This window comes from Calidithermus terrae, from assembly GCF_003574345.1.
Taxonomy (GTDB): Bacteria; Deinococcota; Deinococci; order Deinococcales; family Thermaceae; genus Calidithermus; species Calidithermus chliarophilus.
Window position 1 is genome coordinate 1 of the sequence record NZ_QXDL01000126.1, and the last position, 12050, is coordinate 12050.

Consider the following 12050-nt stretch of genomic DNA (forward strand, 5'->3'; position numbering starts at 1 on the left):
CCTGCTACACCCCCCCGTCCGACGCCCGCTCGCTCAGCCTGAGCCTGACGCTCACGCCCTTCCCCTTCGGGGACGTGGCCGACAACCTGACCCAAGCGCGCATCGGCCTCGAGCAGGCCAAGATCGGCTACCGCCAGGCCCGCGCCCAGCTCGAGGCGCAGGCGCTCGAGGCGGCCTACCGGCGCAAGCTGGCCGAGGGCGCGGTGGGCGTGGCCCAGAGCGGCCTCAGGCTGGCCCAGGGCAGCCTCGAGGCCACCCGGCTGCGCCAGACGCGCGAGGCGGCCAACGCCAGCGAGGTGCGCCAGGCCGAGGCCGGGGTGCGCCAGGCCCAGAGCCAGCTCGACGACGCCCAGCGCAACCTCGAGCTCGCCGGGCTCACGCTGCGCGAGTTCTTCGGCACCGACCGGGTGGAGCCCGTCGAGGTGCCGGTGCCCAGGCCCTTCCCCGCCCCGGCGGTGCTGCAGGCCGAGCTGCAGGTGATCCAGGCCCAGCTCGCCTTCGACCGCGCCCTGCGCAACGCGCTGCCGGTGGTGCAGGGGAGCTATAGCTGGTACCCCTCGAGCAGCAGCACCTGGAGCCTCTCGCTCAACAGCCGCACCCTGCAGCCGGCGCTGGGCTTCAGCTACCTCGACCCCAACCCCAGCCGCTCGAGCCCGCCGCAGGACCGGCTGCGCTCGGAGTGGCGCGTGGGGCTGAGCTTCAGCCTGACCCCCGCCCTCTTCGACGCCATCGACGCCGGGGAGCGGCAGCTCGAGGCCGCGCGGGCGGGCCTCGAGGCGGCCAAGCGCAACGCCGCCCTGCAGGAGCAGGTGCTGCGGACCAACCTGGCCGCCGCCGAGCGGGGCCTAGGGCTCGCCCAAAGCGCCCTGGCCGACGGCGAGAAGGCCCTGGGCGAGGCCCGCGAGCGCGAGCGGCTGGGGCTCACCAGCCCCCTCGCCACCCTGCAGGCCGAGCTCGCCGCCCAGCAGGCCCGGCTCGGCCTCGAGCAGGCCCGCTTCGCGCGGGCGCAACGCCTCCTCGACCTCTACCGCTTCTATGCCCTCCCCCCCAGTGAGGTAACCCCATGAAACGGCTCATCCCCCTCCTCGCCTTCCTCGCCCTCGCCGCGGCCCAGAACCTGAGCCTCGAGACCGCCCTCGGCAAAGCCGCGTCCCAGGCCCCGGTCGTCTCGGCCAAGGCCGAGCTCGACGACGCCCAGGCCGCCCTGCAGCGGGTGCTGGCCGATCCCCTGCTCACCCGCCCCGGCCGGGTGCAGGCCGAGCAGCGCGTGGCGCTGGCCCAGGCCAGCTACACCCGGGCCCTGCGCCAGGCCGAGGGCTCCATCGCCGGCGCCTACGCGCAGGTGCTCGAGGCCAACCTGCAGAACCGGCTGGCCCAGCAGTCGCTCAAGCTGGCCGAGACCAACCTCCAGGTGGCGCAGATCCGCCAGAAGAACGGCTCGGGCACCGCGCTCGACGTGAAGAACGCCCAGAACCGCCTCGAGGACGCCCGCCGCCAGGCCGGCCTGGCCGAGAGCGGCTTCGCGCTGGCGCAGAGCAACCTGCGCAGCCTGGTAGGAGCCTTCGCCGCGCTCGACCCCCTCGCCAAGCTCCCCGAGCCGCCCGGCCCCGAGGCGGTGAAGGGCTACCTCGAGGCCAACCCCGACCTCCTGCAGGCCCGCCAGCGGGCCGAGTTGGCCCGGCTCCAGGTCGAGCTCCTCGACCCCAGCTACGCCGCCCGCGCCGACATCGACGCCGCCCGGGCCCGTGCCGAGCAGGCCCAGGCGGGCGCGCGCGAGGTCGAGCGGGCGCTGGCCCTGCAGTACGACCAGCTCTACAACCAGCTCGTCAGCGCCTCGAGGGCGCTGGGCGTCAGCCGTGCCGCCGTGGAGAACGCCCGCGAGCAGCTCGCCGCCGACAGGAAGCGGCTCGAGGGCGGCCTCATCAGCCCCATCGCCTACGCCCAGTCCGAGCTGGCCCTCACCCAGGCCGAGCTCGCGGCCCAGCAGGCCGTCGGCAACTACCTGCGGGCTTACTACAACCTCCTGACGGGCGGTGGGCGATGAGGGCAGCCGGGGTCTACCTCGCCCTCGGGCTGAGCCTGCTGGCGCTCGCCGCCTGCCGGCCCCAGACGGGGTCGGCCACCGCGGCGAAGGAAGAGCCGGCGGCCGAGCGCGTGGTGCGGGTGCGGGTGGTCGCGCCCAAGACGGGCCGCCTGGTGGCCGCCCGCACCACCGGGGTCACGCTGGCCCCGGCCCGCGAGAGCCAGGTGGCGGCGGGGGCTAGCGGGCGGGTCGAGCGCGTGCTGGTGAGCGAGGGGGCGCGGGTCGCGGCGGGCCAGGCGGTGATCGAGCTCGAGGCCACCAACGCGCGCAGCAGCCTACGCCAGGCCGAGCTCGGCCTCGAGCAGGCCCGGGTCAACCTCAGCCGCGCCCAGCGCTCGACCCAGGCCAACCTCGCGCCGCTGCAGGCCCAGCTCGAGGCCGCCCGCACCAACCTGAGCGTGGCCGAGCGGCGCCTGAAGGAGGGCCGGGAGCTCGCGGCGGCGGGGGCCATCGCCGCGGTGGAGCTCAGCGGCCTCGAGGCCGCCCGCGCCCAGGCCCAGGCCGCCTTTGACAACGCCCAGGAGAACCTCAGCCGCGCCCGGCGGGCCAACCAGGAGGACCTCGCGCTGCTGCGCATCCAGCTCGAGCAGGCCCAGGTGCAGGTGCAGCAGGCCCGCAAGGCCCTCGGCGAGACGGTGATCCGGGCCCCCTACGCCGGGGTGGTGGCCGAGGTGCTGGTCAACCCGGGCGAGTTCGTGGCCGCCGGGAGCCGGGCCTTCCGCCTGGCCGACACCCGCAGCCTCGAGGCCCGCTTCCGCATCCCGCCCTCCGAGGCCGCGCGGCTGCCGGTGGGCAGCGGGCTCAACCTCGACTACCAGGGCAAGACCTACTACGCCCGGCTGGTGCGCACCGCCCAGGTGCCCGGCAACGACCGTCTGGTGGAGGCGGTGGCCCAGGTCGCGGCCCCGCTCACGCCGGGGGCCACCGCCAACCTGCGCTACAACCTCGAGCTCGCCCAGGGCGTCCTGCTGCCCAGCGGGGCCCTGCTGCCCGGCGAGCGGCCCGCGGTGATGCTGGCCGAGGAGGGGCAGGCCCGGACGGCGGCGGTGCGGGTGCTGGGCGACAACGGCACCACCGTGGCCGTGGACGGCGTCCCCGCCGGGGCCCGGGTGATCTACCCGGTGCCCCCCAGCCTGCGCGACGGCGACAGGGTCGAGGTCATCCCGTGAGGCCGTGCCATGCGTGAGAGCCCGCTGGTCAAGTTCTTCGTCGAGCGCTTCGTCTTCTCCACGGCGGCCTTTTTGGCCCTGGTGCTCTTCGGGCTCATCGCCAGCCGGGGCCTGGGCGTGGACCTGCTGCCCAAGTTCGAGATCCCGGTCGTGGCCATCAGCACCACCTACCCCGGCGCCGGGCCCGAGGAGATCGAGAGCCAGATCTCCAGGCCCATCGAGGACGCCCTCTCCACGCTGCCCGGCCTCGACCAGATCTCCTCGCAGTCGAGCGAGGGCTTCTCGCTGGTCATCGCCCAGTTCGACTACGGGCGCTCGGTGGACCAGGTCGCCACCGACGTCTCGCAGCGGGTGGCGGCCGTGCGGGGCCAGCTCCCCCGCGACGCCTCGGCCCCGGTGGTGCAGAAGTTCGACCCCGCCTCCCAGCCCATCCTCTACGTGGCGGTCTCGGCCGAGGGGCGCGACCTGCGCGAGGTGGCCGACTACGTCGATAAGACGCTCAAGCCCCAGCTCCAGCTCGTGCCCGGGGTGGCCGACTTGCAGATCCAGGGCGCACCCCAGCGCCAGATCCAGGTGCTGCTCGACCCCTGGAAGCTCGCCGAGTACGGCCTCACCGCCAACCAGGTGGTGGGGGCCATCCAGGCCTCGGCCCTGGCGATCCCGGCCGGGAGCCAGGACCAGGGCGGGCAGCGCTTCAACTTCGTCACCCGCAGCCAGCCCCAGACCCCCGCCGACGTGGCGCGCATCGTGGTGGACCCGGCTCGAGGCCTCAAGGTCTCCGACTTCGCCAGCGTGCGCGACACCCAGGCCACCCCCAGCCGCTACACGCGCCTGTCGGGCGAGCCGGTGGTGCTGCTGGGCGTGCGCAAGACCCCCGACGCCAACGCGGTCTCGGTGGCGCAGGGCGTCAAGGGGACCCTGGCGAGGGCGACCTTGCCCGAAGGCTACCGCGCCCGCGTCACCGGCGACACCACCACCTTCATCCAGGCCACCGTCGAGGACACGCTGAAGGAGGTGGTCATCGTCGCGCTGGTGGTCTCCTTTGTGGTGCTGGTGTTCTTGGGCAAGCTCAACTCGGTCTTCAGCGTGGTGGTCGCCATCCCCATCACCATGGCCGGGGCGCTTCTGGTGTACGGGCTGCTGGGCTTCACCTTCAACGTCATCAGCCTGCTGGCGATCATCGTGGCGGTGGGGATCGTGGTGGACGACTCCATCGTGGTGGCCGAGAACATCGACCGCTACCGCCGCCAGAAGTACTCCGTCCCCGACGCCGTAGCCAAGGCCACCCGCGGGCTGCTCTCGCGCGAGGACGCCGCCGTGCTGGCCGAGCACATCGAGCGCTACCTGGCGCAGGGCCTGCCGGTGCACGCGGCGGTGGGCCGGGGCAGCGCCGACCTGCTCCCCGCCGACGACATCCCCGCCGTCGCCGCGCAGGTCGAGCACTGGCTCGAGCAGCCCTACGGCCTCAAGGACGCGGTGCTGCGCGGCACCACCGAGGTGCTCTCGGCGGTCTCGGCCGCGACGCTGTCGCTCCTGGCGGTGTTCTTGCCCATCAGCTTCCTGCCGGGCTTCGTGGGGCAGCTCTTCCGCGAGTTCGGGCTGGGGCTGGCGGCGGCGATCTTCTTCAGCTGGCTCGAGGCGCTGTTCTTCCTCACCGTGCGCCTGGCCTACTTCCCCGACCCCGAGCCCCCCACCTGGCGCGAGGTGCCCCGCAGCCTGCGCGGCATCCGCGAGGACTTCGGCTGGCTGGCGGGCAAGCTGCGCTCCTGGCAGGCGCTGCTGCTGCCGCTGTGGCTGGCCCTGCTGCCGCTGCGCTACGTGGGGCGCGTGCTGTTCGGGCTGGCGGGGGCGGTGAGCTCCTCGCTCTTCCACGCCTCCGAGCGCCTGTTCGACCTGCTGCGCGAGGCCTACGCCCGCAGCCTGGCCCGGCTGCTGCCCCGCAGCCCCCTGGTGCTCGCGGTGGGGGCGCTGTTCTTCCTCTCCATCGGCCTGGTGGCCCCCCGCGTGCCCTTCAACTTCACCCCCCGCTCCGACAACGGCGTGGTCAACGTGCGCCTCGAGCTGCCCAAGGGCACCGCCCTCGACGAGACCGACCGGCTGGCCCGCGAGGTCGAGGACTTCCTGCTGGCGCGCCCCTACGTTAAGGACGTGCTCACCGAGGTGGGCTCCTCCAACAGCGCGCTGGGCAGCGGCAACCCTGAGCGCGCCGACTTCACCGTGGTGCTGGCGGAGCACGGCGAGCGCGCGAACATCTACGCCATCGTCCCCGAGCTCGCCCGCGCGCTCGAGGCCCGGCTCGAGGCCCGCCCCGAGGCCACCCTGCGGGTCAAGGCCGCCGAGGGCGGCCCGGGGGGCGACGACTTCCAGTTCGTGCTCTCGGCCCCCACGCCCGAGCTGCTCGAGGAGCGCAACGCGAAGGCGCTCGAGGTGCTCTACGGCCTCGACTTCCTCGCCAACGTCTCCAGCAGCCTCGCCCAGAAGGCCAACGAGCGGGTGCTGGTGCCCGACGCCTCGGCGCTGGAGGGCACCGGCCTCACCCCCAACGACCTCGCCCAGGTGCTGCGGGTCTACAACGCGGGGGCGGAGGCGGCCAAGCTGCGCCGCTCGGGCCAGGAATACCCCATCGTGGTCAAGGCCGACCCCGGCCTCATCGGCAGCCCCAGCGCCCTGCTCTCGCTGCCGGTGTACTCCCCGAGCCTGCGCCAGTCGCTCCCGCTCGCGAGCCTCAGCCGCTTCGACAGCCGCCAGAGCCCCGCCACGCTGGCCCGCACCAACAACGCCTTCTCCGCCGGCATCACCGCCAACCGCTCGGAGAGCGCGACCAGCGGGGTCTTCCAGTACAGCCAGCAGATCGAGCAGGCGCTCGAGGAGGCCGGCGTCCTCGGCGACGGGGTGCGGCTGGAGAGCCAGGGCGGGGCCGCCTTCGTGGGCGACCTCGCCAGCACCGCGCCCATCGCCTTCGGGCTGGCGCTGCTGCTGAACTACCTGGTCATCGCCAGCCAGTTCAACGCCTTCCGCTACCCCCTCTACCTGCTGCTGCCCGTCCCGCTGGCGCTGGTGGGCGCCTTCTGGGCGCTATGGCTCTTCGGCGCGGGCCTCGACACCATCAGCGTGCTGGGCCTGGTGATGCTGATCGGGCTGGTGACCAAGAACGCCATCCTGCTCCTCGACTTCGCCGTGCGCCAGGCCCAGGAGAAGCCGCTCTACGACGCCTTGGTGGAGGCCGCCCGGCTGCGCCTGCGCCCCATCCTCATGACCACCCTCACCGTGCTGATCATCTCGCTGCCGCTGATCCTGGCGAGCGGGGAGGGCTCGGAGTTCCGCAAGCCGCTGGGCATCATCATCCTGGGCGGCGTCACGGTCTCGACGCTGCTGACGCTCTACGTGGTGCCCGCCGCCTTCTACCTCTTCGAGCGCCGCCGCTACCAGGGGCAAACCCTGCCCAAGACCCCGGCCCCCACAGCCACCGACTGACCATGAGCCGCAAAACCGCCCGACCCCAGACCCTCGTCGCCAGCCGCCGCTTCTGGCTGATCTTCTTCGGCCTGATGCTCTTCTTCGCCGCCAGCGTGGTGTTCTACGTCTGGCAGGCCCTCAAGCCCATCCCCCCCGCGCCCGAGGCCCTGGGCGCCCTCAGCAGCGACAGCGCCGTGAGGGTGGAGGCCAGGAACTGGGGCTACCTGCTGCGCCCCGCCGGGGAGGCCGCGAGAGTGGGCCTGGCCTTCTACCCCGGCGCGCGCGTGGACTACCGCGCCTACGCCCCGGTGCTGCGGCAGGTGGCCGCGGCGGGCCACCCGGTCGCGCTGCTGTGGGTGCCCTTCAACCTCGCCATCAGCGACCAGGACCGGGCGCGGGTGGTGCTCGAGGGCTACCCCCAGACCAAGTGGGTGCTGGCCGGCCACTCCATGGGCGGCGTGGCCGCCGCCAACTTCGCCGCCTCCGGCGACCCCCTGGTTCAGCGCTCGGTGGCGGGGCTGGTCTTGTGGGCCTCCTACCCCCAGAACGACCTCTCGAGCCGCACCCTCCCCACCCTGGCCCTCTTCGGCGGCAAGGACGGCCTGCTCACCGCCGAGGAACGCGCCCGCCAGATCCCCCGCATGCCCAAGGGCACCCGGGTCGAGGTGATCGAGGGCCTCAACCACGCCGGTTTCGGGGCCTACGGGGCCCAGCCCGGCGACCAGCCCGCCGACATCGGCCAACCCGAGGGCTGGCAGCGCATCGTACAGGCCACGGTGGCGTTCTTGCGGAGGGTCGATAGCCGATAACTAAGGGCCCGTAGCTCGTGGCGTGTGAAAAGTCGAGAGTCTAGGGCCGAGGATCGAGGGCCGAGGCGTCTTGCGTCTTGCGTACGACGTACGACGTACGACCCGCGTCCGGCGTCTGGCGTTTAGCTATCGACGATCGGCTATCGACTATTGACTATCAGCCATCGCCTCAGAACAACGTCAAGTCCACCCCACCCGGCCCCTCCGGCATCGGCGCGAAGAACCCCCGCGCCTGGCGCAGGTTGACCGTGAGGAAGGGGTGGCGCTCGAGGCACTTCGCCTGGCTGAGCGGCTGGCCCAGGGGGTAGACCTCGGCCTCGAAGAGGGGCTGGAAGGGCAGGGCGAGGGCCACGTACTGGTGGAAGTCCTGGCCTTCGGGGCCCTCGAGCCAGCCCACCAGCACGCTGTGAGGGTACAGCAGGGCCACCCTCCGGCGCTTGCCGCCCCGGACGGCCGGGGGCCGCCCGCCTTGCAGGTAGAGCACCCGCTCCTTGGGCAGGCCCATCGAGGGGAGCACCGCCAGGATGTCCTCGGCCCGGGGCGTCGCGGGGGAGTCGGAGCGGTAGAGGTTGACGCTGGCGAGGGGGAGAAGGGGGCTGTCGCCCTGGTTGAGCCAGTCGGCGGTGGAGGGCAGGGGCTGGCCCAGCGTGCCCTGCGGCAGGTAGATGAGGCCGTAGAGCTGGAGGTCGGCGAGGTAGAGGTGGGCTTCGTAGCCGCTGAGGATCTCGTCGGGGAGGGGTTGAAGCAGGCTCTTGGGCATGGGGACCTCCTCTAGTTGCACGCGGGGTTGGCGGGGTCAATCACCTTGGAAACGTCGATCAGGCCGTGGCCGGTCTCGGGCGAGGGGGCGGAGAGCTGGGCGGCGCTGCGCAGGCAGGAACGGACGGCCTCGAGCGTGGCGCTGCCCGCGCCTTCGGGGTGGAAGGTGCCGTGCTGGCGCTGGTTCTGGTAGAGGTGCAGCGCGACGGTGGCGCTGACGAAGGCCGCCGACATCGAGGTGCCGTAGGCGTTGCCCACGCCGTCGGCGGCCTGGCCGCCGTAGCTGGGGACGGCGGTGCCGGGGGCCACGAAGTCGAGCTCGGGGCCGTAGTTGGAGCCGAACCCGTTGCCCCACACGGCGCGCTGGCCCTGCGCGTCGGTGGCGCCCACGGCGAGGACGTAGGGCGAGGAGGCCGGGTAGCCCACGCTGGCGCTGCCGGAGTTGCCGCTAGCAGCCACCACCACCAGCCCCTGGGCGCTGACCTTAGCCAGCACGCTCTCGAGGTAGGGGTCGAAGGCCTGACCGGCCAGCGAGAGGTTGACCACCTGGGCGGGGGTGGGGTTGGTGAAGGCCCGGCCGCCGATCTCGGTCCGGCCGGCGGCGTACTCGAGGGCCTGCGCGATCTGGAGCGTGCCGGTGCGGCCCTGGGCGTCGAAGATCTTGATGGGCAGGACCTGGGCGAGGTTGTAGCTCACCCCGGCCAGCATCGAGCCGTCGTTGGTGGTCGCGGCGATGACGCCGGCGACCGCCGTGCCGTGGGAGTCGCCGCCGTGGGGGGCCACGGCGCCCTGGCGGGGCTGGGGGGCCTCGAGGCTAGCCCCCACCACGTCCAGCCAGCTCGACTGGGGGGTGAGGTTGGGGGCGAGGTCGGGGCGGTCGGTGAAGAAGCCGGTGTCGGCCACGGCGACCACGGGGCGCTCGCAGCCCGCGCTCAGGCCCTTCCAGGCCTGCTCGAGGCGCATCTGGGCGAAGAGCTCGTCCTGGGCGGGGTACTGGCGGTTGGCCGGGGGCACGGCGGCCAGGGCGGCCTCGTAGAGGTACTCGGGCTGGGCGTAGTCGGCCAGGCCCTGCTCGACGAGGGCGCGGGCCTTGGCGGCCTCCTGGCCCTGCGGCACCCGCACCACGCCCCAGCCGCCCTCCAGGCGCACAGCGCCCAGCTTCTGCAAGCGGCTGTCGCTCTGGCTGAACACCAGCAGGCGGCCGCTGGCGTAGGGGCGGTCGAAGCGGCCCAGCCCGGCGGGCCTGAGCGGCTCGGGCGCGGCGAGCGCGGCGCGGGCGGCGGGCCGGCTCGAGCTCGGGCAGCTCACGGAGGCCTGGGGCTCGACCGTGACGCTCTGGGTCTTGACCGCGCGGCCCTGGGGGGTGGCGAGCTCGAGGGTGAAGCGGTAGGTCTTGGCGGCGGTGGTGGGGTTGCCCCGCACCTTCACCGAGAAGGAGCGGTCGCGGGTGGTGAGGGGAAAGCCCGGCAGGGCGGGCTCGCTCGTGACGGTCACTTCCCCGGCGCCTTCGGCCTGCCAGAAGAAGGAGACTTCTCCCCCGCTCACCGGAAGCTGGGCGGGCACGGCCGTGAACTCGGCCTGGGTCTGGGCGACGGGCTGTCCGCAGCCCGCCAGGACCACAGCGGCGAGCCCGGCCACCGCCCAGAGCGGACGAAAGGTCGAAGAGCCAACGGTAAAGATGAGTGGGAAAAGCCAAGGTCCGTCAGGAACGCTTTTTCTGCGTTCGGCCGGTTGCACCACTGGCTCCCCGGTTCCCTTGGTGCCCACGTTGGGAAACACGGTTCAACGCCTCCGAACACCCTAAACGACGCCTAGGGCCAGGCTGGGAACCTGACCGGCGAGAAACGCCCACGGCGTGGCAAGATGCGTACGGAGTGGTTGTCTCTCGGCCGGTTGCGCCACTGGCTCGGCCTGTCCCAGGCGCCCAAATGCAGGACAGGCTTCGTCGCCTCCGAGAGGAGGTTTCCCTCCAGGTGCCGTTGTACCACATCCCTTAGGTGGGGAAATGGTCAAACGTCACATCTGGGGCGTTACTTTCGTGACTTGGGAGTGCCCTCCGGCACTGCCGCGCCTCACTCCCACTCGATGGTGGCGGGCGGTTTGGAGGTTATGTCGTAGACCACGCGCCCGACCTCGGGGACTTGGCGGGTGATCTTGCGGGCGACCTCGTCGAGGAAGTCGAGGGGCAGGCGGGCCCAGTCGGCGGTCATGAAGTCGGCGGTGCTCACCGCCCGCAGGCCCAGCACGTAGCCGTAGCTGCGCTCGTCGCCGATGACGCCCACGCTCTGCAGGGGGGTGAGCACGGCCAGGGCCTGAGAAACGCTGTCGTAGAGGTTCCAGTCGCGCAGGGCGCTGATGAAGATGTCGTCGGCGCGGCGCAGGACGTCGAGCTTCTCGGGCGTGACCTCGCCCAGGATGCGGATGGAGAGGCCGGGGCCCGGGAAGGGGTGGCGCATGCGGATGGGCTCGGGGAGGCCCAGGAGCAGGGCGAGCTCGCGCACCTCGTCCTTGAAGAGGTAGCGGAAGGGCTCCAGGAGCTCGAAGTTGAGGTCCGGGGGCAGCCCCCCCACGTTGTGGTGGCTCTTGATGTTGGCCGCCCCTTCCCCGCCCGCCGACTCGATGACGTCGGGGTAGAGCGTGCCCTGCGCCAGCCAGCGGCAGCCCTCCTGCGAGAGCTTGCGGGCTTCGGCCTCGAAGACCCGGATGAACTCCCGCCCCACGATCTTGCGCTTTTCCTCGGGGTCGGCAACCCCCTTCAGCGCCCGCAGGAACTGCTCGGAGGCGTCCACCACCCGCAAATTCTCGTCGCCCAGGGGCCGCAGGGCCTGCTCGACCTCGTGGCGCTCGTTCAGGCGCAGCAGGCCATGGTCCACGAACACGGCGGTGAGCTGCGAGCCGATGGCCCTCGAGAGCAGCAGGGCCAGGGTGGAGGAGTCCACCCCGCCCGACACCGCCAGCAGCACCCGGTCCTTGCCCACCTTGGCGCGGATGTCGGCGATGAGGGCCTCGAGGGTGTGCTCGGGGGTCCAGTCGCGGCGCACCCCGGCGAGCTCGAGGAAGTTCTCCAGCACCGCCATGCCCTTGGGGCTGTGCACCACCTCCGGGTGGAACTGCACCCCGAAGGTCCGGCCGTCGGGGGCTGCGACGGCGGCCACCGGGTTCTCCTCGGTCTCGGCGATCACCCGCCACCCCTCGGGCAGGGCGGTCACGGCGTCGGAGTGGCTCATCCACATCTGCAACTCGCCCTCCAGCCCCTCGAACAGCGGCCCCTCGTGCCGCGTCAGCACCGCCTTGCCGTACTCCCGCCGCCCGGCCCGCTCCACCCGCCCCCCGTGGGCCATCGCCAGGTACTGCATCCCGTAGCAGATGCCCAGCACCGGCAGCCCCTGCTCGAGCAGCCCCTCCGCCGGCCGCGGTGAGCTGGGGTCGAAGACCGAGTTGGGCCCGCCCGACAAAATCACCGCCTGCGGACGCTCCGCCAGGACGCGCTCGAGGCTGGCCGTCCCCGGCAGGATCACCGAGTACGCCCGCAATTCCCGCACCCGCCGCGCGATGAGCCGGGTGTACTGCGAGCCGAAATCGAGGATGACGACGCTCATGTGGGTGAGTGTACCCGTAAAGGGCGGGAGGCGGGAAGCGAGGAGGCGTCAGGGGTTAGCCGTCAGCTATCAGCTATCAGCCGTCAGCCATCATCATTAGGCGAAAGGCCCGTGGAGATCCCCTCCCCGTCCCTCCCCGCGCGCGGGGAGGGACGGGGAGGGGATCTCCACGGGC

At 72.5% G+C, this 12050-nt stretch carries 8 protein-coding genes and 2 riboswitches; of the genes, 5 read left to right on the plus strand and 3 right to left on the minus strand.

The genetic code is table 11. From position 1 onward, the window contains the following. From Mterra_RS13825 to Mterra_RS13845, 5 genes are all read left to right on the plus strand, one after another. The coding region (locus tag Mterra_RS13825) for a TolC family protein (RefSeq protein WP_147372797.1) at positions 1 to 1067 on the plus strand (1067 nt) is incomplete at its 5' end. Further along, positions 1064 to 2044: a TolC family protein gene (locus Mterra_RS13830; RefSeq protein WP_119315704.1), complete on the plus strand. Its 981-nt coding sequence runs from the start codon at positions 1064 to 1066 to the stop codon at positions 2042 to 2044. The genes Mterra_RS13825 and Mterra_RS13830, both read left to right, overlap by 4 nt. Then, positions 2041 to 3252 carry an efflux RND transporter periplasmic adaptor subunit gene (locus Mterra_RS13835; RefSeq protein ID WP_119315705.1) on the plus strand — a complete coding sequence of 404 codons (1212 nt, stop codon included), beginning with the start codon at positions 2041 to 2043 and terminating at the stop codon, positions 3250 to 3252. The genes Mterra_RS13830 and Mterra_RS13835 overlap by 4 nt, the downstream gene beginning before the upstream one ends. 9 nt (positions 3253 to 3261) lie before the next feature. Beyond that, positions 3262 to 6726, plus strand: coding sequence for an efflux RND transporter permease subunit (locus tag Mterra_RS13840; protein WP_119315706.1), 3465 nt, complete (start codon positions 3262 to 3264; stop codon positions 6724 to 6726). Between the two features lie 2 nt (positions 6727 to 6728). Beyond that, positions 6729 to 7517: an alpha/beta hydrolase gene (locus tag Mterra_RS13845; RefSeq protein WP_119315707.1), complete on the plus strand. Its 789-nt coding sequence runs from the start codon at positions 6729 to 6731 to the stop codon at positions 7515 to 7517. Between the two features lie 169 nt (positions 7518 to 7686). Here Mterra_RS13845 and Mterra_RS13850 read toward each other — a convergent pair whose 3' ends face one another. The 3 genes from Mterra_RS13850 to guaA form a co-directional block, all read right to left on the minus strand. Continuing rightward, positions 7687 to 8277, minus strand: a complete 591-nt coding sequence (locus tag Mterra_RS13850; RefSeq protein ID WP_119315708.1) for a hypothetical protein — start codon at positions 8275 to 8277, stop codon at positions 7687 to 7689. Between the two features lie 11 nt (positions 8278 to 8288). After that, positions 8289 to 9914, minus strand: a complete 1626-nt coding sequence (locus Mterra_RS13855) for a S8 family peptidase (protein WP_119315709.1) — start codon at positions 9912 to 9914, stop codon at positions 8289 to 8291. 78 nt (positions 9915 to 9992) lie between these two features. Next, a riboswitch (cyclic di-GMP riboswitch) is annotated at positions 9993 to 10078 on the minus strand. A 76-nt stretch (positions 10079 to 10154) separates the two neighbouring features. Beyond that, positions 10155 to 10238, minus strand: a riboswitch (cyclic di-GMP riboswitch). A gap of 110 nt (positions 10239 to 10348) precedes the next feature. Further along, positions 10349 to 11875 carry a glutamine-hydrolyzing GMP synthase gene (gene guaA, locus Mterra_RS13860; RefSeq protein ID WP_119315710.1) on the minus strand — a complete coding sequence of 509 codons (1527 nt, stop codon included), beginning with the start codon at positions 11873 to 11875 and terminating at the stop codon, positions 10349 to 10351. Positions 11876 to 12050: the final 175 nt, after the last annotated feature.